Source organism: Streptomyces sp. NPDC004435, from assembly GCF_042873895.1.
GTDB lineage: Bacteria > Actinomycetota > Actinomycetes > Streptomycetales > Streptomycetaceae > Streptomyces.
This window is the reverse complement of sequence record NZ_JBIAMB010000005.1, coordinates 368,058-391,116: the sequence shown is the minus strand read 5'-3', so window position 1 is coordinate 391,116 and position 23,059 is coordinate 368,058. Positions and strand designations below refer to the sequence as shown.

Below are 23,059 nucleotides of genomic sequence, written 5' to 3'. Positions count from 1 at the left end.
CCTTCTATCGGGTGGCCAGCAGGCCAAGGAGGAACGCCCTCAAGTCGTCGTCCTCGTACCAGTCCCCGGTGAACATGGCCTGCATCGAGCGAGCGATGGTGTCACCCGTGGTCCTCTGCGTCTGCTGCTCGGCCAGGAGACGGCTGAGCCCCGAGGCGTTGCGGACGCGGGCACCGGGGCGGCCCGAGTGCGTCCGCGTGAACCAGTACATCTGCGCCGCCATTTCCAGGTCCGGGATGTGCGCGACCAGGTGCTGTCCCAGAGCGTGAGCGGCCGTGCCGTTGCCTTCGTCTCCGAGGTCAGCGACCGTGGCGCGGCCGACGCCGGGCTCGTACTGGCCGCCGTCTCCGCTGGTCGCGGTCAGACGTCGCACACCCGGATTGCTCAGCCAGTCCCGAGGAAGAAGCCGCTGCACCCTGCGGACGGCGCGCTCGGCATCAGGAACGGTGTCGGGACCGAACACGAACCCCGCCGTGCCCTCAGGGCCGAGGTCCCGTATGCCGGCCAACGCCCCGGCGACCGCTTCGGGAACCGCTGCGGCGTACTGGCGCCGCAGGTCCTCCCACTCGCGCCGTGCGGTGGCGACCTCCATCCGCGCGGCAGCGATCTCTACCTCGACGTCGGGGTCCAGCGCCGTGGTCCGGGCCGCCTGAAGGTTGAGCAGACGGTGCTCCGCGGCCGTCAGGTAGTCGTCCGCGTGCTGGAGCGTGCTGTGCGGGTCGTCGCCGAAGTCGTCGCCCAGCAGGGTGGACAGGCGGCGGGTCACGTCCCGGTCGACGTCCGCGCCAGCAGCACGTACGGCCGCGAGGTGCCGCAGGGCGGCGAGTCCCGGCCCGTTGTCGGAAGCCCGGTCGGGCGCGGAGCGGCGGCCGGTGGCACGGCCGGGCAGCCGACCAGCGGCAAGCTGCGCCCACGTGGTCGGCTTCCACCACGACGCACTGCGCTCCCTACGGCCGAACTGACCGGGTTCCGGAAGCAAGTTGGCCCACTGGAACACGCGGGAGGCCAGCGAGTCACCCTCGACGTCCGGCAGATCCAGCGCGGCATGGAGGCGGGCCAGACGCCGGGACTCGGGCCAGTCCCGTACACGGGTCACCATGCGGTTCAGGAAGGCCCGAAGACGGGACAAACGGTCACGGCTGCTGCGCCACAGCTCGGCGATCTTCCGGGCCGCGGCCTTCACCAGCTCGACGAGCCGACGGCCCAGGCGCCAGAGCAGTCCCATGGCCCGGGCGAGGAGTCCTGGCTGCTTCGAGGCATCCGGCGCGGCACGGCGGACGATCCGCTCTGCCGTCCCCTGCCTGCCGTTGTCGAGCTGACGCGCCAGGTATGCGGCCAGCGCATCGAGGTCTGCCGGATCAACGCCGCCGTCCTGAAGGTGCTGGAGCAGCGACGTCACGGCGTCATCGGCGTGCCCCGTCGCCTCCGAAGACCCACCGCCCTGGGCGCGGGTGCCGGGCGCGGACGGGGCGCTGCGGCGCCGGACGGGCGCGGGCTCGTCGGGGACGGGGATGAGGCGGAGGAGACCTGCGACCCGCTGCGCCAGGTCCTCGTCAGGCTCACCGGGGAGGGGTTCGAGATCGTTGATGGTGCGGAGCGCGGCGCGGACGGTCCGGTCGTGAGCCTTGTCCCGCGCACGGCGAAGGGCCTGCTGAGCTGAAACTCGGTCCCGGCCCGTGATCCCGGCGGCGTCCAGCGCGGCGCCGGCTTCTCGGCGGGCCTGCTCGCGGGCATCGCGAAGAGCGTCCGGCGTGAGCCGAAGCGAGATCTGCTCGCGCAGTGCGTGGACGCTCCCGGGCTGCTCCGTGCCGGCCACCGCCTCGTCGACGATGCGGAGGGCCATCATGCGGCCGTGCTCGGCGATGATCTGGCGGCGTACAGACGCCAGCGGGGGGTTCGGCTCGCGCGGAGCAGGGGTCTCCGGTGCTGTAGCGGCCGGGGTGGTGCTGTCGTCGGCGCGGGTGGGCTCCGGCAACTGCCACACGGGCATGCTGGCGGGGACCATGCGACGCTTCCACTGCCGGTCCTCGTCCTCCAGCAAGAGACTCCGCATGCCGCCGGGAGCCTCCTCGACGTCGAGGACGCGGTAGGTGCGGACCTCGTTGTCGCGACGCTCGTCGGGTATTGCGATGACGTCGCCTTCGCCGACCTGGGCGGCGGTGGACGGCCGGGGACGGTCGAGTCCTTCCGGAGCGTTGTCCGGGTCCAGGTGGTCAGCGGCGCGCAGCGCCGCCCGTCCGTCTCGGGTAGCGGGGTTGCCGTTGGCCCGGAGCTGGGCGGCAAGCGCGCTGGCCTGGGTGTCCGTCACAGGCAGATCGGCCCCGATACGGGCGACGGCCTGCTGCGCGTCGGGGTCGTCCTCCGGCGCGGAGCCGTGGTCGGCGATCACGTCTCGGTCTGCCGGCGTGAGGTCCGGATCGACGGTCGGACCGGCGACGGGGTCGAGGACGGCGGGCGGCTCGTGCACGGTCAAGTCGCCCTCGGCCTCCGGCACGGTGTTGCTGAATGCCGGGGTGCTGCCGTCGGGGCCTTCGGCCTTCGAGATGACGGTGGCGGCGTCCATCTCGATACCGCCGAGCTCGCCCGTCGCGATGTCGACGTAGTCGAGGGTGACCCGGTCGCCGTCCCGGTCCGCGTCCCGGACTTCCACCGTGATCAGGGAGCCGTCGAGGTCGAGGACGATGACGTCGCCCTTGGAGGTGTCCCCAGCCGTGTGCGGGGTGACGCTTGTGACCGGCGCCTCTTGCGGGGTCTCGTCGCGGACTTCGCCGACCACGCTCAGGCGCGAGGCATCGCGGGTGACCGTGCCGTCAGCGGTGGTGACCGTGATGCGATCTCCGTCGGCCTCGTCCACGGGGCCGAGGAGCGCGCCGTCGTCAGCGACGAGGTGACCCGGACGAATCCGCTGGCCGGTAGAGGTCCAACCGGCGGGGCGGCGGTCGTCCGCGTCGTCAGCGGTCAGGGACGCCGGTGCGACGCCCGTATCGGTGTCGCCGTCAGACCACCGGACATTGGCGGTGGTATCGGTGACGCCCGTGACCGTGCCGTCGCGTCCATCGGCGCCGGTTACGTGGCTGCCGGGGAAGAGACCCGCCCCGGTGGAGTCGGTGGCGATACGGTCCGGAAGATCGCCGCTGGCGACCTCGCCCTGGGCGCCGCTCACTGGGGTACCCGGCGCGGACGACTCGGGCGCCTCGGCGCGGGCAGCCGTGGCAGTGAGCGGCGTGTAGACGGTACTGCGGGAGCCGGAAAGGCTGTCCGGGGACTCGCCGATCCGGATGCGCCACATCTCCTCGGTGCGGCCCCGGCGGGTCACAGTGACCCGCTCCGGATAGTCGAGCACGTACCCGGCGAGCGTGGTGGCACGACCGCGCCGGGTGGTCCCGTCGATACGAGCCATGTCGCCTGGGGCCAGGTGGTCGATGCTGGCCCAATGAGCGGGCTGACCACCGACCGGCTCCGGCTCGACGCTCGGCTCGGGCCGGGCCCCCGGGTCCTCGGTCTCGTCAGGCTTCGACACGGGATCGGCGGCGGGCTTCGCTTCCGAGCCCCCCGTCCTATCCTCGGCCTCGTCGTCCTGGCGGGCACGCGCGTCCTGACCGCTCTCCTCGCGCGCCGCTTCGGGCGTGGTTCCCTGCTCCGCTTCGGGACGGCTGCGACCTGTCCTGTCAGCGGACGGGTGGCGCTGCTCGCCGATGTCGCCGGCAGGGGCGTCAGAGTCCGTCGGCGAAGTGCCCGTAGTCTCTCCGGGGAAGTCCGTGCTACTCGGGGAGGTGCCCGGCTCCCCGGGGCCGTCGGGCGCGCGGCCCGCCTCATCGCGGTCCTCGGGAGGCAGACTCTCACGGAGCCATGAAGCCAGGAGAACGCGCCGGTCCAGATCCCTGAGCACGTCACGGTTCTGCTGCTTGGCCGGAAGCGTGGACAAGACGTCCCTCAGCCATTCGAACTCGCCCTTGGCGTGGTCGATGTCCTGGCGCAGGTCGCCGCTGACCAACTCGCTGGTGCGGAAGTTCGCGACGAGCTGGACGATCCCCTCGTAACGCTCCCGCACTGCCGGGTCCTTGGCCAGCCGCGCGGGCAGCTCCGGAAGCTCCGGATAGTGCCCGGCGAGATCCATCCTGACGGTCGCCCAGATGTCCCCGTTCGGGTCGGTAGCGCTGACCGGAGTACGCAGAGCCCGCACGACGAGCGCAGCGACGGCCAAGTCCCTCGACGCGGCACGGGTGATGCCACCGTCACCAAGGACGAGAGAGGGGCTGCTGTCCCAGGTGGAATCCTTGGCCGCGCTCCCGCCGACGAGGCGGACGTGGCCGATCTTGCGGCCATCCATCCACACCTGGAACACGCCATCGCCGCCGCCCTCACGTATCTGGGCGCGCTCGACGAAGGCCCGCACCTGCTCGGGGCCGCCGAAGCGCGCGGCACCTTCCTCCTCGCTCTCCCGGCCCGGAGAAGCCGACGCCAAGCTGATGTCGTCGACATCGATCTGGCTGCTGGTGTCAGCGTCGGACGCGCGCGGCCCCTCGGCCGGAGAAGGGCTGGACGAAGCCGGCGAGGTTTCGGGGATGGGACTCGCGTTGCGCCGCTGCTCCTCGTACTGCTCCCGCTCGATCTTCTCGTGGGCGCGCCGCTGGGCCTTGAAGGCGTTGTACGTGACGCGGCCTCCGTTGGCGTCGTACCAGTCGATCAGCTCCTCGCTCGCGTACTCACGCCAGCGACCGAACCTGGAGAGCGAGCCCCCGGAGAACAGATCGCGCTCGTTCACGCGCGGCAGACGACGGCTGTTCTTGCTGTAGAAGTAGCCGTTGGTGGCCTCGATCGCGGCCTGGTAGCGGGCCTCGTCCCAGTCCGCGAACTCCTGCTGCATCCGCTCCTCGCGCGTCAGCGGACGGCGGGTGGCGTCGGCGCCAGAGAACCCGAGCGCCGCGTCCATCGCCTCACCGCGGCGACGCACTTCGTCAGCGTCGGCGGCCGGAGTCTCCGGGAGGGCGTCACGGACACGCTGGTCGGCGTCGTCTCGCCGGTCCATCTCCGCGGTGACGCGCTGCTGGTCGGCCGGGGACAGGCCCGCTCCCCACGCATCGGCGAGGTCTTCGTCGGTCCAGTCGGTCAGGTCCTCCGGCAGCGTGATCAGGGGCTTGACCAGTCCCGCTTCCTGCTCGTCGCCGTCCTGGTACAGGTCGCGCAGGTGCCGCAGGGCCTCCGGCAGCGTCCGCCCGTCGCGGTCGCTCCACCCGGCGACGGCACTCGTCGTGAGCGGCTGGTGCCAGTCGATCTGCTGTCCGCCGGCACTGGTGATGATCTCGAAGAGGTCCGCGAGATCCCGAGCCTCGTCAGCGGTACGAGCGGTGAGGGTGATCCCCCCGAACCGGCCGCCGTTGCGCGCCTGGGCGAAGTGCCAGCGTCGCATCCCATCGGGAGCGGTGTCGTCGGTCCAGGTGGCGATCCCCCCTCCCGAGGAGAGCGACAACGTGGGGTTGTCGGCGAGCTGGGCAAGGAATGCCCGCCGCTCCGGGGTGTTCTCCTCGGCGATCAGGCCCTCGCCGCGCCTCCACGCTGCGCGCAGGCCCTGCACGTCGCGAGGCGCCCTGCGGGGGGATGGCCCTTCCGAAGCCGTGCCACCGTCCTCGGGGGCACGCGAGTCGACATCGGGCAGATGCGGGATGCCCGGAAGCCCCGGCAGACCCGGCCCGTTCGGACCCCGGCCATCGGACCGGCGGTTACCACGACGCCGTCGGCGACGCCGCTCGTCGTCCTCCTCGTTGTTCTCTGCGGAGTCGGCGCCGTCCTCCTCGTTCTTGCTGTCGTCCTCCTCGTCCTGGTCGACGTCCGGCTGCGAAGGACCGCCGGACCCACCGGCCGGGGCATCGGCCGGTGCGGCACCGTCGGGGTCGCCGTCACGGCGACGGTGGCCTTGTCGTTCGTCCTCGTCGCTCTCGTCGCTCTCGTCGCTCTCGTCGCTGTTCGGGGCGCCGCCCTGGGCGTCGTCGGCGGCGGGTTCGTCGGACGCATCCCGGCTGTTCGAGTCCTGGGCGTCGTCGTCGATCTCCTCGTCGGGGTAGCGAAGCCGGAGCTCGGCATCCCTGCTGTAGAAGTGCTCCTCGCCGCCCTCCGTCACGATGCGAACCCGGCCTCGGCCGGTGCGCTTGGGCGGTTCGGCCACCGTGTGCGTACGACCGTCGGCGTCGGTGTACCGGTCGCCCTCGGACAGGTTCTCCGGGCTGCGCATCTGCACGGGGCGCAGGCGGCTCGTGTCCCGGCCCTCGTGGTCGGCGAACATGTCCGGCGTGCCGTACAGATCGTCGGGCTGGTCGAGCGGGTTGTCCGGGTCGGCGGCGGCCGGCTCCTGCGGGGCGGGTGCGGCGACGTCGAAGAGGCCCCCGTCATCGACGGGGTCGGGGGTGGGCTTCTTGGGCTCAGCTTTCGGGGCGCGCCCGGCTCTGCGGTCGTTCTCCGCTTCCAGGACGGCCATTCGCGTGCGGTCGGCGCCGGTCAGCTCACCTTCCAGCATCTCCCGTTCCATCAGGGAGACGATCTCGTCGGTGATCTCCTGCTCGCTCATCGAGGACGGTGCGCGGTCGCCTGCGGGGCGGAGGGCTTCGAGCTGTTGCTCGACATCGTCGCGGTCGAGCGTGACCGTGTCGTCGGGTCCTTCAGGCGCTATCTCCGGCACGTTCGGGGCAGACGGGGCGTCCTGGCGGGCGCTGGTCAGCTCCTCCGGCCGGAACGTCTCGCTGCTCGGGCCGTTGGAGACGTTCACGGTGCCGTCGTCGTTCTCGCTGCCGACGTACCACCCTTGGCCGTCGAGGTCGGTGACGGGCTCGTCGAACTGGAAGCGGCCCGCGATGAGACCGCTGCCCGCTGCCGTCTGGGACTCCTCCGAGAGATCTTCCGCGAGGGGCTGCGGGGATTCCTCGTCCGAGTCCCCGGGGGCGGTCGGCTTTTCGCCGGCACCACCCTCCTCGGGGCGGATCGCGTCGAGGACCTGAGCGACCTCGTCGGCCGGAAGCCGTACCTGCTCCTGCCCCCGGTCGCGGGGGCGCTCCGGGCGCTCGGGTTCGGGGAACTTCTTGTCGAACTCCTCCAGGGTCAGGACGGCAGCACCGACGGCACCCTGGAGGGGTACACGGGCCGTACGACGCTCCTCGACGATCTTGCGCCGCTGGGTCTCGGTGAGCTTCTTGTCGAGGTCGTCCTCGTCGATCTCCGGCAGCTTGTCGAGGTCGGCGATCCGTCCCACGATGTCGTCGAGCAGGTTGGCGCGGGCACGGGCGTGCTCGATCTGCGGGGTGAGGTCGGCAGCGGTCTGTGCGGACTGGAGCAGGGCTATCTGCTCGTCGAGTTCCGGCAGCCGCCGCCGGTCGGCCTCCTGGAGGGCGGGGGCCTTCTCCAACGCGTTGGCGAGCCGGGTGATCATGCCCGACCCGGCGCCGCGCTTCTTCAGGTCGTCCGGGGTGCGCTCGAAGCTGGAACGGGCGAGGTCGGGGAAGCCGACATGGGCGACGAGCTTCCCGTCCGCGCGCCGTTCCGTTCGCACGGCGACGTCCAGGCCGCCGAGCTGGCCGACGGTCTTCCACGGGCTCACGCCCTCGTGGGCGTGGTCCAGGAGCTGGGTGGTCACCTGCCGGTGCAGGGCCGCCGCCGCGTCGGCGCGCTCCGTGTAGGGCATGCCGCCGATGGCCATGCTGAAGGTCCCGCGTACGTCGCGGATGCGGGGCAGCGCCGCCTCGCGGCGGGTGATGCCGGCCCGGGTGTCGGCGGTCTCCTGCTCCAGCTCTGCCAGTGCCTCGGCGCGCCGTACGCGTTCGGCGGCCTCGTTGTGCTGGTCGATCTCCAGGTCACGCAGCTGACGGCGGGCCTTCATGAGCTGGCTCATGTAGGGGTTGCCGCCGATCTCCGCTTCCATCGTCTCGTAGTCGGGGTAGTCGACGTCGAGTTCGGTGACGGTGTCGCGGGTGTCGCTGTCGGCCATCTCAGGGCGCTGGATGTCGACCAGGCCCTCCGCCTTGGAGGCGACGAATCCGGCCTTCCAGCCGTCGAGGCTGCCCTTGGTCGCGAAGATGTCGACCTCGACCTCGTCGTTCTGGTTGCCGTAGCGCAGGATGCGGCCGTTGCGCTGCTCCATCTGCGCTGCGCCCCAGTCCAGGTCCACGTGGGTGAGGGAGACCATGCGGTTCTGCGCGTTCATGCCGGTGCCGGCGACGCTGCTGGAGCCGATGAGGACGGAGACCTCGCCGTCCCGGGCGCGGCGGAAGAGCTCGGCCAGGTGCTCGGGCTTGCCGGACTTCTTGGCGTCCTGGACGAAGGCGATCTTGTCGGCGGGTATGCCGCCCTGGACCATGAGTCGCTTCAGTTCGGCGTACGCGTCGAAGTCGCCTCGGTTGTTGCCGCCCGGGACGCCCTCGTTGAGGAAGATCATCTGGAGGGCGCCGGGGACCGGGTGGTCCTCCGTGCTGCCGTAGTGGGTCTTGTAGACCCGGTCCTTGTGCTGGTGGTAGCGCTCGACGTGGCGGGCGGCGACGGCGGCGAGCTTCTTGCCGGCCGGGGCCTTGGCGTCGACGAGCCGCGGGTCCAGGGCGACGGATGTGCCCTCGTTGGACACGGCGAGCATGTTGTCCTGGGAGCGGTCGACCTCGCCGTTGTGGATCGCGCGGCCACGGGCGACCAGCTTCTTCAGCCGGGCGGTCTGGTCCTTGGTCGGGTCGACCATGACCAGGTTCGGCTGCCCGCCCCTGATCTTGGGCCGGGGGATGCCGACGTCGTCGGCGCGCTTGGTGTCCGCGACCAGGCCCCACATGGTCTTCATGGCGCGCCTGTTGTGGAACTCGCTGAACCGCTCGACGACCCGCAGGCCCGAGCCGTCGGGCGCGTTCTCGACGCGGAGGGTCTTGCGGCCGAAGGTGGCGGCCCACAGGTCGGGGGCACCGGCCTTGTAGGAGTCGAGGACCCAGGGGGCGGCCAGGGCGAGCATCGTGTACTGCTCGGTGATCGAGTTCGACAGCGGCGTGCCGGTGGCCAGGGTGACGGTGGCGCGGCCGGCGCGCCGCCGGTGCAGGTCGGTCAGCTTCTGGTGGAGGTCGACGCCCCGGATGGACGCGGGGTCGCCGCCGCCCTCACGGGAGCGGAAGCCGACGCCCTTGTAGCGGTGGGCTTCGTCGACGACGGCGTAGTCGAACCCGAGGTCGTCCCAGTACGTGGCGCCGGGGGTGCGCATGGGCGCGGCGTTCTTGCTGATCTTGTTCTGGACCGTCGCGATGCGCTGCTCGATCTTGGCGACGATGAACGGGTGGTTCGGGTTGGTGGCGTCCTCGTACTGCCGGTCGAGCTGTTCTCGCAGAGCCTCCAGCTCGCGGAACTCGTACTCCTCCTGCGCCTCCGGGCTCATCTTGATCGACCCGAAAGCGGGTTCGGTGAAGATGACGAGGTCCGGCTTGTTGGCGCGGAGCCACTCCAGGGTGCTGTCGCGGCGGCCGTCGGCGAGGTCGGCCGACGTGATCAGGTGGATCTCGGCGTTGGGGTAGAGGTAGCGGGCCTCGTCGTACCACTGCTGTGCGAGGTGGTCGGGGACGACGGCGAACGGCTTCTCGATCTGTCCGGAGCCCTTGAGGGCCTGGGTGCCCATGACGAGGGTGGAGGTCTTGCCCAGGCCGACTTCGTGGGCGAGGATCACCGACCGCTCGAACTGCATGCGGGCGGCGCCGGACAGCTGCCACGGGTGCGGGTCGCGGTCCGGGGTGAAGCCGTCCAGGGACGGGCTCATGCCGTCGTACGAACGGACGACGTGCCCGTTCATGATCGTGTTGTAGGAGTTGGTCAGGCGGGTGAGGCGGTCGGCGTTGGCCGTGGCGTACTTCGCGAACTCCGACCGCATCTGGTCGGCCTTCTGCCGCACCAGGCGGGACGTTTCTTCGTCGACGTCCCGCCGCTTGTCGTCGCGGTAGATCGTCAGCGAGCCGTGGCCGAGGATCGCGCGGGCGATGTCGACCGCACCCTTGCCCTTGGTCCCCTTCTCCTCGTTGGCCGCGACGCCGTGCAGGACGTTGTTGGCCTTCGGGACCTGGCCGGTGTAGAGCATCCAGCCGTAGCGGTCGTCGTGGGCGACTCGGAGCGTCTTGTCGCCCAGGTACTCGCGCAGGAACCCCTGAAGCAGCTCGGGCGGCGTCCAGTGCGCGCCCATCTCGGGCGTGAACTCGCCGATCGTGCGGTCAGTGGGCTGGACGGCTTCGAGCGCGGCGACGTTGACCTGGAACGCAGGATCGCGTTCGGCGGCGCGGCGGGCGTCGGCGAGCTTGTCGCGGACCGGGCCGGAGAGGTAGGCGCCGGCCAGCTCCAGGCGCCCGGTGACCGGGTCGGTGAAGACCTCGGTGCCCAGGGCCCGCAGGGCGTCCTGCGGGTCGGTGTTCAGCAGGCGGGCGATCTCGCCGAGGTCGACCTCGCCGGTGGCGGCGACGACCGCGGACAGGGCGGTCTTCGGGTCGTCGGTCTGGTCGAGCGGCTGCCGACGGGCGGCGGCCCGCTCGGTGAAGACGCGGGAGAGGACCGGCTCCTGCTTGTCCGCGTCCCAGCGCTCCAGTGCGAGGACCGACCCGGCGTCGGGGTCGGAGCGGAAGTAGCCCCAGGCGGTCGGGGTGCGCTCCTCCGTGCCGTCCTCTCGGACGCCGGTCTTCATGCTGCGGAACTGGCCCGGCTTGGACAGCGGCCCGTACTGCTGCACGTACGAGGTGTGCAGGTCGCGAAGCTGGGCACGCAGCTTCTCGGCCCGCTCGTCCTCCTCCCGCTTGCGGTCCAGGACACGCAGTTCGGCGGCGACGTCGCGGAGCTGCATCAGGGCCCGGAGTTGGTCGGCCTGGCCGTCGGACGGCTCGACTACGACGGGGTTGCCGCCGTTGACGTGCTGGTAGAGCTGGCCGTCGTCGCCTTCGTAGAGGCGGCCGGTCCAGTCGTTGGCGTGCTTCTCGCGGGCGGTCTGGAGGTGGATGGGAAGGCGGTCGTCTCCGTCGGGGTGCGGCTCGTAGCCGCGGCCGTCCTCCTTGGCCTTCTCGGCGATGTCGCGAAGGGCGTCGCGGAGTTGGTCGGCCGCCTTGCCCGGATCGCCCTTGACGGTCAGGCGCGGGCCGTACGGCGACGACTCGGTGGTGAGGTCGCCCAGGATGTGCTCAGGGTGCTGAGCGAAGTAGGCGTTGACGTGCTCTCGGGTGTCCCCGACCTTCCGCTCGGGCGCGTTCAGCCAGGAGGTGTCTCCCGGCTCCTGGCCGTCGGCACGGCGACGCAGGACGAGGACGTCGGCGACCACGCTGGTGCCGGCGTCGCTGAAGACGCCGGACGGCAGGCGGACGGCGCCAATGAGGTCGCCGTACTTCGCGATCTGCTTGCGGGCCTTGTCGCCCTTGGAGTCCAGGGTGTGGCGCGAGGTGATGAGGAGCGTGACGCCGCCGGGGCGGGTCAGTGCCAGTTCCTTGGTGACGAAGCCGTTGTGCAGGGACTCGGACGGGTAGCGCTTATCGCCGAAGGGGACAGCGGCGAAGGGCACGTTGCCGATGGACGCGTCGAAGGTTCCGGCCGGGGCGTCCGTCTCGGCGAAGTTCTCGTTCAGGACGTTGACGTCCGGGTAGATCGCCTTCGCGATCCGTGCCGTGGTCGGATCGAGCTCGACGCCCGTGAGGCGGGCGTCCTGCGGGGAGACACCGAAGAACGTGCCCGACCCGGACCCGGCCTCCAGAACGTCGCCGCGCTCGAACCCGAGGGCCTTGAGGCCGTCCCACATGGCCTCGGCGATGCCCTGAGGCGTGTAGTGCATGGACAGCGTGCCGCGTCGAGCCTGCTGCCACTCCAGCGGCGTCAGCTCGTTCGAGAGCATGGCCCGCAGGTCGGTGTACTCCGCCCAGCGGGCGTGGTCCTGCGTGAACTTCCCGAAGCGCGCGCCACCCTGCTGGTAGCGCGGCTCCTTCTCGTTCGGCTCCGACGCGAACATGATCGGAACCGAGCCCCAGCCGCTCCAGCGGGCGAGGGTGCGCTTCTCCTGCTCGGTGGCCGGACGGTTCTCCTGCTCCAGCCGCTTCAGGACCCGGATCGCCTCGACGTTCGCGGCAGCACGCTGAACGGGCCCGCGGGTCGCGGCGTCGGCCGGGTCCGGCCGGAACCGGCCTACATGTCGTACACCTCGTCCTTCATCGCCAGCAGATCCCGCATCTCCGGCGTGAGGGTCGGCAGCTCCTCGGTCTCCGGCTCGGGCTCCGGCAGCAGGTCCCGCAGCACCATCTCGGTCGCGGTCGCCCTGATCTGCCTGAGCTGACCCGCCCGCTGCTCGTACTCCGTCGCCGCCGGCACGGTCTTCTCCAGCGCCTCCTCGGCCACCAGAATCGCCGTCTCGATCTCCCTGCCCTTGCTCAGGAAGAACTTCTCCGGGTCGGCCATCTGCGCCAGTTCCCTGGGCAGATGCTTCGTCCAGTGGTCCCTGGCCACCTGGCTGTAGATGCTCATCCTCAGCCCTCTCATCCGTACTCAGTGCGGCGCGCAGGGCTGCCTGCTGCGCCTCGATCTCCTTGGCGGAGATGACCTTGCGGTCGTCGTCCCCGCCATCCTTTCGTACATTCGTGCGCGCGGCGTCGATGCCGTGCAGCGCCGCGTTGATCGCGGCCAGTCGAGTACGGGCCTTGGAACGGTCCGACGAGTCCAGCTCGCGGTCGGTGGACCGCAGCATCATTTCCCGGGACAGTTCCTCGGTGACCCGCTGGAACTCGGCGAGCAGTCCCTCAGGGATCTCCAGGACGGCGCCCTTGCCGATCTTCCCGGTGATCGGATTGGTGCGGTCCGACCATCCGTAGCCGTGCCCCTTGAACCGGCCGTAGAGGGTCTGGCGTTCCTTGGTCGCTGACGGGAAGGAGTCCGCGCGCCGGGAGGACTGGTACAGCTCGAAGAACATCTTCGGCACCCATACCTGGTGGGTCCGGCCGTACAGGCGGACCGGCTCGGTGTTGGGGTCGGTGTCGTAGTTCTCGACGAGCGCGGCCAGGGCCTCGACCATGCTCGGGAAGGAGCCCAGGCCGCCCCCGTACCGGTCGGTCTTCGCGTTCCATCCGGCCTTGGGGCCGCCTGCCCAGGTGGAGCCGGTTTCGTGGTACGAGACCTCGCCGTAAGAGTTGCCGTCGACCCGGACCGAGATGTTGTAGTGCGCGTTCAGCGGGTCTTCGCGGGTCTCGGCACGCCGCACGGTCTCCTCGTGGCCCTTCGCACCGCGACGGTTCTGCTCGTCGAAGATGGCCCGCCGGCGCTCCTCCAGGGCCTCGCGCTCGGCTCCGGATGTCAGGTTGCGGTTCTTCTGGAGCTCGCGGAACTCCTTGACGAGATCGCCGTCTTCGAGGCCGGAGGGCTCGGGCCGGCGCCGGTAGACCCCCGCCTTCCTGTTCTGACGCTCCTCGTACACCGCTCTGCGGCGGGCAGAGAGGATCTTGTTCTGCTCCTCGTCCAGCTTCGGCAGGCGTACCGGGAGCCTGGCGGCCTCCGCCTCCAGGGCTTCGTCGTCGAGGTCCTGCACGGGAGGGCGCTGCTCGATCTGGCGGAGCTGCCGCTCGCTCTGCTCCTTCAGGGCATCGTCGAGCCGGGAAGAGACGTCGTCCCAGAGGTCGCGCTCGGGGGCAAGGTCGTCTTCCTCGTGAGTCGAACCGCCCGGGTCGTGGGCTCGCTTCAGCCGGTCCAGGTCCTGGATGTACGAGGTGAGGGCGTCGTCGTCGAGGTCCTGCGGGGCCGCGACGCGCGAGATCCGCTCGGTGGAGCGGCGGCGGCGGTCCGCGTACAGCGCCCGTTCGTCATCGTTGAGCTTGTCGCCGCGACGCGAGCCGTAGGTGCCGCGCTCGCGCTCGGAGTTACTGATGGCCTGGGCGAGGTCGACATCGCTCAGGGCCGCTGCACGCTCCTGAGGGGTCTTCTGCTCGCCGTCCTCGGCGACGGCGCGACGGCGCTCCAGCTCCGCTTCCACCTTGCGCACGGAGTTGAGGGCCTGCTGCTTGCTGCGCGGGGACCGTGCCGTCTGGGCGTGGAACTGGAGGTTGGTGCGGTGCTCGCGCAGGTCCGTCTCGGACATGACGCGGAGCTTCTTGTCCTCCTCGTCGAGCGGCTGCGACGGCTCTGGAGCATCGGACTTGCGGGTGGTCTCGTCCGTGAAGCGGACGTTGCGGCCCTGGCGGACGAAGGCGGCCAGGATGTCGGCGGCCTTGCGGTCGCGGGTCTCCGGCTTCCACTGGGTGCCGGTGATCCGCGCGCTCTGCACCGGGGACCAGGCGAGCTTGCCGGCCGCGTTGACGGCGCGGTCGTCGGTCGGATCGTCCTTGACGGTGCCGCGTACGGCGACCACGCGCTTGGTCTTGTGCATGGTCCACGCGAGGTGGACGCGGTCGGCCTGGGACGGGTCGGTGGTGGCCAGGTGGTGGCGGGCGATGATCTGGTCAGCGATGGTGAGGTGGCCGCCGATGGGGAGCCGTACGCCGTCGACGGTCGCGTGCCGGTCGCTGTAGCCGCCTTCGACAGACGCGATCCGGCTGCCGTCCGGGCCGTACACGGTGACCGGGCCGGGGTTCCAGGACGTTGCCCAGTACCCGGGCACGCCGTCGACGGGCTCGGCGTCGGCGGGCACGCCTGCCGGCCGGTCGTCGCTCTCCTCCGGTGCCTCCTCGGGATCGGGGGCCTGCTCCGGCTCCGGCTGCTCGCCTGCCGGGCCAGGTTCGGACTGGCCGGAGTCGGTCCCCGGGACGTCGTTCTCGGAGTCGTTGCCCGGTGCCGGGGACGGCGGAGCGGACTGTTCGTCCTTGTCGTCCGGGGTCGGCTGGTCGCCGAACGGCGGGCGTCGCAGCGTCTCGGCGAGCCGGTCGGTGGCGATGCTGTGCTTGGGCGGGTGCTCCTGGTCCCACAGGGCGCGAGCGGCGGTCCACTCCTGGTGGTAGTCGCGGCCCTTGTCCGAACGCCACGTGCCCCGGTAGTCGGCGAAGGCGGGGTCGGAGAAGTCGAGCGGCTTGCCGTCCTTGCCCTTCAGCGTGCCAACGATGTGGTCGGCGAAGCCCTTCGCGTCCGCCTGCTTGTCGAACCACCACCCCATCTGCTGTCCGGTGCCGGTCGCGTGCAGGTACCAGTCGCCGTCCACGCGGTGGGTGACGAACTGTCCGTCGCCGACGAGCTTGAGCCGCGGCTCCTTGATCAGCTCGTCGAGAGCACGAGCGGCAGCCCGGTCCTGTTCGCTTCCGGAGGCCCGCAGGTCTGCGGCACGCCGGGCCCAGTTGTCCCGCGCCTGCTGGAGGGTGGTGAACCGGCCTCGCGGCTGAGCGGCCTGGCGTACCGGCTTCGGACGCGAGGCGGAACCCTCCTTGTGGCGAGAGGCGCGGAAGTCGCTGACCGCACGGCGGATCGCCTGCTCGGCGCCCTCGCCCTTGGTGGAGCGCCAGTCCTGGAGCCAGGTCCCGATCTTCGGGTCGGAGAAGTCGATGGGCTGGTTGAACTCGCCCGGCATGATGTGGCCGTTGCGGACGTTCTCGTGGATGGAGTCGGCGGCGGCCTCCGCCTCGCTGCGACTGGAGAAGTCGCCGACGTCGAGGTAGCCGCCGGTGCCGGTCGCGGTCAGGTACCAGCGGCCGTTGGCGTCGTCGCGGGTGGTGACCAGGCCGCCGGTCGGCGTGATCTGCAAGTCCTCATCGCCCGCGAGACGTCGCAGGGCCGCCGAGTTGGTGCCGGGCTGCTCGGCCAGCTCCAGGAAGTGCCGACGTACGGCGGCCGTGTCCGTGAAACGGCTGCCGGGCAGAGCCTGCCGGTTGGGCAGGGTGTCCGTGTCGACGTCGTGGGTGCCGTCTTCCGGCTCGTCCTGGTCGTCGTCCTCCGGCGCGTCACCCTCATCGTCGCCGATCGCGTTGCCCTCGTCGTCGACGTCGTGTGGCTCGTCCGGCGTGTCCGGGTCACCGTGGTCGTCGCGGGACAGCCCGAGGCCGCGACGGTCGTCGGCGCCCCGGCGGGCGTCCTCCTGCTCGACCTTCTTCTGGTTCGCGGTCGGCGCGGAGCCGTCGGGGCGCGCCACCATGGTGATCCACTTGGCGCTGGTGCTGTGCCGCCGTCCCGTGTAGGTGCCGTCGGACGCACGGTCCTGGACGAGGACGCGGTCGCGAGGCAGGGCGCGCACGACGCGGGCGAGATTGCCCGACCAAAGGCGGGCAATTCCTCCCGTTTCGATGAACCTGCCCTTCGAGTCCCGAGGGTGGAGGGCAGAGTTCCACGGCCGTCGTACGGACTTGGCCTCAAGGGTGCGACTCAGGTCGGTCGGGGCGGTGCGCATCAGCATGCGCGGACGATGCAGAGCGCGACGGCCTAGCGTCGCGGCCTGCCTGTCCGGCGGGGCTGCCCTCTACGGAGACGGGCTCACATCGTCTCGGTGAGGATGTGTACCGCGAACCAGACGGAGAATCCGGCCCACCCGACGGCGAACGCCGCCCGTCCGACCTTGGAGGTGCGGGTGTGGAACAGAGCCCGGACGGTTTCGCTCAGGGTGTCGCCCTCGCGCCGGTTGACCAGGGCGATGGTCTCGGCGACGGCGAACATGCAGGTCCAGACGAACCAGACGGTGGGCCAGATCACGGGGTCTCCCTCGGAGCAGGGCCGGTGCGGTACCGCAGCCGGCAGCGGCAGTTGGCGGTGAGGTCAGCTGGGGCGAATGGGTCGCCGGGGTAGCGCAGGCGGACACGGTCCACCTCGAACGCGGTGCCGGTGGGCAGGGTGATTCCGTCGAGCTGCTGGTGCTGCGGCCGTACGCGGCCGTCGCGCCTCGTCACCCAGGTACGCAGGACTGATGGCCCGATGCTCTCGGCGGCAGCGTCGGCAGCTCCGTTCACGGTGGTCACCGCAGAGGACTCGGCGATGTGGCTGATGAACGGCGCGGCGCGGTCCGCGAAGAAGCTGGTGATCACCTCGTCGAGATCGGCGAGGGTCGTCGTCTCGTTCTGGGCGGCGTCCAGGGCGTCAGCCAGATCCGCGAGCAGGGCGAGGACGGCGCGCCCGGACACAGCAGCCGCGGTGAGAGCAGCGGCGGCGGCACCGGCCGGCACGCTGCCAGCGCCCGTCAGGTGCTTGGTCACCTTCTGGGCGGTGGACGACGCGGTCTGCTGAAGGACCGGAGCAAGGGTGGAGGCCACCTCCTCCTCCCAGCGGGCAGCACCGACGACGCGCTGACCGTCGATCGCCGCCGTCCCTCCGCGCAGATCGGTGTCTCCGTCCGGGGACCAGTACCTTGTGTGCTTGCGCAGCTTCGGAGAGCGCAGCCGGGCCCGGATCACGCCTTCCTGGCGAGCCAGGAGCGCGGCGAGCACGGCCGTGACCGCTGAGACCGCCGTGTCGAAATCGGAGTCCGTGACCTCGTAGCCGCCGCCGGAGGCGGACTTGCCCTCCAGCGGAGTACGCGCGGCCTCGACATCCGTCGCCGCGTCCCCCGAGCTCGTTGCGGTGGCGGTGGAGCGGGCCGCCGCCACGTCGGCTGACGCCTCGCCGTCGATCCGAAGCGGGTGCTTCTCGCGCGCTGCGACTACGTCTTCGGCGGCCGAGCCGAGGGCGGGCGCATCCAGCATGCTCCTTGCCGCCGCCACGTCCTCGGCAGCTGACGACCCGGAGGCGCCAGTGGGCTCGGCGACAGCGGCAGCCGCCGACCCGGCACCGGCAGACGACGGCCGTGCAGGCGGACCTCCAGCCCCAGGCAGGCCCGGCGTACCACCGGCTGCGGGGTCCTGCGCAACGCCGAGCGCGGCAGCGTCAGCCTCGCTCGCAGGCACGGGCGCCTTCTGGGGGCTGATCCACAGGGCGCGGGTGTGAGGCACATTGAACGGCCGGCGACCGGCGATCTCCCGGTACTCGTCGGCCGTGATCAAACCGGCGTTCCACTCTTCCCGGGCCTCCGCCCGACGCTGCCGCCTGGGGAACTCCAACGCCTCGACCCCGCTAGTGTCGAAGCGGATCGACCAGCCGTCGTCGAGATCGAAGTCGAAGGCGGACGCGATCAGGCCCAGGTGCGGCAGCTCGGTGTGCTGCCAGTAGTTCCACTCCTCGCGGTCCGCGTTCGCGTAAGTCCTCTCGGACGCGTTTCCGACGATGCTCTCCGGCACCCCGAAGGCGCTCAAGATCTCGTCCTTTGCCGCCTTGGCCAGGGACTCGTAGTTCATGTCCCGGGGCCGGGTGCTGGTGTCCACGTAGTTGAGGCCGCCCGGCCCGCTGCCGACGACCACGGTCTCGCCCGCCTGCTGCGCACCGGGTGCGAGACGCTGTTGGATGCGGTCGATCTCCCGCTGGTCCAGCCCGTCGACATCGATGGCCACGATCCCGCTCGGCCTCGCGTCGTTGTCGATGAAGGCGATGTTGTAGAGCCGGGCCTTGATGTCGAGGTCGACGGACAGACCGGCGGCTTCGAGCGGGGTGACGCCGCAGTAGGGGTCGGTCGGGTGGGGGTCGCGCAGCCAGACGACGCGGCTGGGATCGAGCTCGCGGATTCTGCCGTCGTACGTCGTGAACTGGTAGTGGCTGAGGTAGTCACCGCGCGGGTCAGGGATCGGCTCGACCCGGTTGGGCGGCAGCAGATCGAGCCGGGTGATCATGCCCGCGCGCGAGCGGGTGATCTCGACGAACGCGCCCTTCTTCGAGAGCAGGAACTGCGCTGAGAGCCGCTTCTTGAAGACGGCTGCCGTCTCTAGAGGGTTCGCCCGGACGTTCAGCACGCGCAGCAGGGGATGGTCCGTGAGGGTTTCGGCGAACTGCCGGTCATCGCCGCCGCGTCCGATCTCGATGCTGAGGGCGCCGGGGTGCTTGGAGATCGCCTCGACGGCCTTGAAGGTCCAGACGCTCCGTTCGTAGCCCTCTTGGATGACCCGGTCCAGGTCCCATCCGGCCCCGCGGTTCTCCGTGCCCCACACCGTCGTCGTACCGGCGTACGTCATCGACACGTACGACGATCCGATCGCCGCGGACTTCTCCTCCACCTCCACCTGCGCCGGGCGGGAGGTGAGGAGGCGACGAAGCCCAGGCAGGAACTCGCGCGGCATCAGGCCCCCTCGCTGGCGAGCCACGCTCCTACGGCCACAGCCGCCGCGCCGATCTCCACCCACGCGAGCGGCGGCACATACAGGAAGGCCGTCACGCCGCTGGCCAGAGATGTGGTCCCGGTGAGCACCCGTGCCGCGATCCGCCCGCCTCGACCACGGGGGTGCAGGACGAAGTAGCTGAGGCCGAGAGCGGCTGCCGTCGCGGCGGTGCTGCCCAGGACCGGGTGAATGAGCCCGAGCGAGAAGAGGACGAGCAGCGTGCCGATCGCGGCGAGGAGCAGGCCGGCGGCTTCTCGTACGAGGCGATCTGTCGAGGGGGACTCAGGTGGTGTGCTCACGGCGCGCACCCTGAGCGGGGGGTGGGGCTACTGTCGCGTGCTCGACGAGCGGGTCACCTCGGGCGGGTGACGCCAGCCATGTACGCGCCGATGCCCCGGCGCTGGATTCGTTCACCGGGGATGATCCGCACGCCCTTCGGCGGCGGGGGCAGCTTCCGCTTCTTCCGGATGGACTGGTCCCCGCCGATCAAGTGGCGGTTATCCACCTTCTCCTCGCAGGGCCGGCCCTTCACGTCGTCGTACGGGCGGCGGCAGCCCTTGCAGTAGACCTCCAGCGCTTCCACTCGCTGCCCGGCGGTGGCCTTGAACGAGCCCCTGAAGTCGGCGATGCTCGCGACTCGCGGTTCGACCTGGATCTCGGCCGCGACCAACCACGTGTGCGTGAGGTCCTGAGGCTCAGAGGACGATGGGGAATGGTCCGGCTGGTCCCTCTGTCCGACAGGCGGGGAGACGGGGTTGGTCGAGAAGAGGGATTCCTGCCAGAAGGCCCGGCCCGTGGCCGGCAAGAGGGGAGCAGTGGCGGTCGTCACTCATTCCTCCAAGCCGATTCGCTGGGAGGTTGACGCAATCCGTAACCTCTCCCCTCGCCGTACGTCGGAGAGCTGGGATCTGTTACGCCTGGGCGTCGAGGGAGTCCGTTAGAGCGGGGCGCATGCTCTCCAAGACCGCGTCCAGGTCGAGGCGGGTCACGATCGGCAGATGGTCCGAAACGTGCTTCATCTCTTCCCCGACGGCGACATCGAGCACGGCCGGCGCGAGCTCGCGACTGGCGATGTTCCAGTCGATCCGCCACTGGCCGCCCTGCCTCGCGGAATTCATGTGGCCAGCCGTCGGCTCGGCGGCGAAGGGCTGCCCCATGCGGTCGCGTGCCCACAGAGCCAGGTCGACGAATCCGGCCGAGGTGAGCGTGCTGTGGGGGCGTACGTCGCTGATCCGGCGTTCGCCGAAGAGGAGGGTCCGGTTGGTGTAGAACGCGCGGTCGGCGTGGTCCCCGGCCAGGACTTCCGCCCACGTTTCGTCGGTCGGGGCCTCGCGGGCGGGGTAGCTGTTGAAGTCCCCGCCGATGAAGGCCAGCCAGCCGGGCTTGGCCAGGGTGGTCAGCCACTCAGCCTCGGCGAGCCGTCGATCCGGGGAGAAATAGCAGAGGTGGTGACTGACCAGGCTGAGGGGGCGGGCGCCGTGCTCCGTGCGGAAGCGCTCGTCAACAAGGGTCACGTTGGCGGGCGGGTGCCAACCGTTGAGAGGGTGCTCGAAGACGTCCTCCACGACGAGAGGGCTGTCGTCCCGCTCTCGTACGAAGATGGCGTTGTCGTTGATGCTGTTCGCGGTGCGCGGCGCCGGGTAGCAGCGCATACCGGTCTTCTGTTCGAGAAGCCGGTGGTGCTTGGGTTGAATCTCCTGGGCAAGCCAGACGTCCGGGTGGACGTCCTTGACGTGCTTGATCACGCGGCGCAGGTTCTCCCCCCGCATGATGTTCCAGGTCAGGACTCGCAGTTCGTTCACTGTGCTCTCTCCGGGACGGGGGTTCTACCGTGGTCTCGCAGGCGTGGGCGGAGCGCCCAGGAGGTTGTGCATCGCGTGGGCGACGGCGTCGGGGAACTCGCTGCGGCTCCAGCCGTCGGTCTGAAGGGTCTGGAGCAGCGTGGCGAAGAGACGGTCCTCGCGTTGCTTCCGTTCGTGGTTGACGACGTACGTTCCCGGCGTCTCGTACGGCAGGTGCCGACGAAGTCGGCCCTCCAGGAGAAGCTGGGTGATCGGCAGGCGGACGGTGGCCGGCGAAGTGTCGAACTCGTCGGCCAAGATCATCTGCCTGGGCAGGGGGGAGTCCGGGGGATACGTGCGGTCGTCGATGCGCTTGCGGATCGTCATGGCGATGAGGTCGGAAACGGTGCGGGCGCCCATCGGGGGCCGTGTACCAGGACGGGCAGCTCGTACGGCCTTGTAGCCCTCGAACACCACCAGCCCCTCACCGCGGAGCACGCGGATCGCTGCCTGGACAGTGAGCTGCGCGGTGCCGAACCGGTCTCGCAGCCCGGCAAGGGTCCGGACGGTGCCCGCCCGCCAGGTACCGTCGCGCAGTTCCTGGCGGAGGACGACGAGCAGCGGCTCATCTGGACCGGTCACAGGTCGGAGCTGGGAGCGATCATCTCGCTCACTGGGCGGTGCGAAATCAGGGGCAGGCATTCCGGGCTTCCTCGACGAGGTCAACCGGCTCGCACCCATGGAGCTCCACGAGCGCCTGTTGGGCGAGCATGAACCTGATGTTGTCGTTGTCGTAGCTCATCGACGTCAGGTCCGGCTCCGCGACCGGAAAGGGCCTGGCGATCTTGTATCGGGTGCCGATCACCCCCCATGGCAACGCTGCCTTCACTCGCGCGGCGGTAAGACCCTTGAGCCGGTCGGGAGAAAGCTCGACCGCCGAGAGTGCACATGCCAGGTGCACGGGAGGGGTCGAAGTGATCTCGCCGTCCCTTACCGGGCCTCGGAGGCCCGAGCGGGTGGTATCGCCCAAGAGGAACAGGGTGCCGAGGATGGTGTCCTCTGCCGGCAGAAAGCAGAACTGGCAGAGCATGTCGAGCATCGCGCGCCGCTGCCGGGAGGGGTGCCCTCCGCTGAGGACCGGCTGGCCCACCCCCCGGCTGACCGTCCACCGCTTCCACAGCACGTGCCAGCGGTCGCGCGAGATGTGATCGTCGTGGTCATCGCGGAAGCCGATGCCGAAGTCACGGGCCACGACAAGAGGCGTGACGTCTCGCTCTGTCGTCCATCTGGCGACCAGGGGCACAGGCATGCCCTGGTACGTCAAAGGGAACGGGGACATGATCAGGACTCCTCTCGTTGCTCGCTGCGCGCGCAGGTGTCCGTCGAGGGCGGCACTTCAAGGGGGACAGAGGGAGGCCGACCACGTAGCCGAGGGCCGACTTCGACGAGAAAGGCGAACGCGGCGAGCAGGCCCAAGGCGATGACGGCACCCCAAGGCGTCACTGCAACCTCCCTGACGAGACGGCCTGCATCGGGCCGCAACGGAGCTGGGGGCCCTCCGCACGGCGCCGTCGAGGGCAGGCCGCGCGGAGGGCTGACTGTGGGGAGACGGAGGCTCAGCCGACGGGCGGCGGCGCCAGCTCCTGGGTCGCCTGGTGCGAGGCGGCGAGGGCCGTCAGGAATTCGCGATCCCGCCGGCTGCCTGCCTCGGCCATCCTGAAGCTCTGGTGCTGCTCCCAGTGCTCGCGGACGCCGCGCCGGTGCATCAGGCTGTCGGTCTGGACGCGCAGGGTCTCGGGCGAGAGCAGGCCCAGGCGGTACTTCAGGGCGGTGAAGGAGAGCTGCCGGTTCGCGCCGACGGAGCGCTTGAACTTCTCCAGGGTCTCGTCCTTCGTGCGCCACAGTTCCAGCAGGTCGGGGTCGCGCAGCGTGTCCGCCAGCATGTTCTGGTGGAGCTCGGCGGTCCCCAGTTCGAGGCGCTGCCTGTGCTGGACGTGCGAGAAGGCGATGCCGATGGCGCTGACGCCGGCAGAGATGAGGATGGCGGTGGACGTTCGCATGGGCGGTCCTTGTGGTCGGACTGGATGATGAACGTTGGGGGCCCTGCCTGGACTCCGGTGGCGAGCCCGCAGGGACAGGGGAAGGAATGGGTCGGCCGCCCTTCCCCCACGGAGAGCGGCCGAGGCG

At 70.4% G+C, this 23,059-nt stretch carries 9 protein-coding genes; all 9 read right to left on the bottom strand.

What is annotated here, in order from left to right; translation table 11 throughout:
- Nucleotides 1-4: 4 nt before the first annotated feature.
- Nucleotides 5-16,156, bottom strand: a complete 16,152-nt coding sequence (locus tag ACFYT9_RS11855; RefSeq protein WP_389162535.1) for a hypothetical protein — start codon at nucleotides 16,154-16,156, stop codon at nucleotides 5-7.
- A 236-nt stretch (nucleotides 16,157-16,392) separates the two neighbouring features.
- Nucleotides 16,393-16,608 (bottom strand): hypothetical protein, encoded by a 216-nt coding sequence (locus ACFYT9_RS11850; RefSeq protein ID WP_375880911.1) that lies wholly within the window; start codon nucleotides 16,606-16,608, stop codon nucleotides 16,393-16,395.
- Nucleotides 16,605-18,923, bottom strand: a complete 2,319-nt coding sequence (locus ACFYT9_RS11845) for a phage portal protein (protein WP_389162532.1) — start codon at nucleotides 18,921-18,923, stop codon at nucleotides 16,605-16,607. Before ACFYT9_RS11845 ends, ACFYT9_RS11850 begins: the two co-directional genes overlap by 4 nt.
- A 128-nt stretch (nucleotides 18,924-19,051) precedes the next feature.
- The gene (locus ACFYT9_RS11840; protein WP_389162530.1) at nucleotides 19,052-19,390 is read right to left on the bottom strand and encodes a hypothetical protein; all 339 of its coding nucleotides are present in this window, start codon (nucleotides 19,388-19,390) and stop codon (nucleotides 19,052-19,054) included.
- A 53-nt stretch (nucleotides 19,391-19,443) separates the two neighbouring features.
- The gene (locus tag ACFYT9_RS11835) at nucleotides 19,444-19,761 is read right to left on the bottom strand and encodes a hypothetical protein (protein WP_375880905.1); all 318 of its coding nucleotides are present in this window, start codon (nucleotides 19,759-19,761) and stop codon (nucleotides 19,444-19,446) included.
- Between the two features lie 241 nt (nucleotides 19,762-20,002).
- Entirely contained in the window at nucleotides 20,003-20,893 is an 891-nt protein-coding gene (locus ACFYT9_RS11830; protein WP_389162527.1) for an endonuclease/exonuclease/phosphatase family protein, read from the bottom strand.
- A 24-nt stretch (nucleotides 20,894-20,917) separates the two neighbouring features.
- Nucleotides 20,918-21,514 carry a hypothetical protein gene (locus ACFYT9_RS11825; RefSeq protein ID WP_389162524.1) on the bottom strand — a complete coding sequence of 199 codons (597 nt, stop codon included), beginning with the start codon at nucleotides 21,512-21,514 and terminating at the stop codon, nucleotides 20,918-20,920.
- Nucleotides 21,515-21,560: 46 nt separating this feature from the next.
- Nucleotides 21,561-22,124 (bottom strand): hypothetical protein, encoded by a 564-nt coding sequence (locus ACFYT9_RS11820; protein ID WP_389162521.1) that lies wholly within the window; start codon nucleotides 22,122-22,124, stop codon nucleotides 21,561-21,563.
- 364 nt (nucleotides 22,125-22,488) lie between these two features.
- The gene (locus ACFYT9_RS11815; protein WP_389162519.1) at nucleotides 22,489-22,932 is read right to left on the bottom strand and encodes a DUF6082 family protein; all 444 of its coding nucleotides are present in this window, start codon (nucleotides 22,930-22,932) and stop codon (nucleotides 22,489-22,491) included.
- Between the last annotated feature and the right edge of the window lie 127 nt (nucleotides 22,933-23,059).

Coding starts and splice junctions, on each gene's coding strand:
- ACFYT9_RS11815 (WP_389162519.1), bottom strand. CDS start 22,932: ATGCGAACGTCCACCGCCATCCTCATCTCTGCCGGCGTCAGCGCCATC.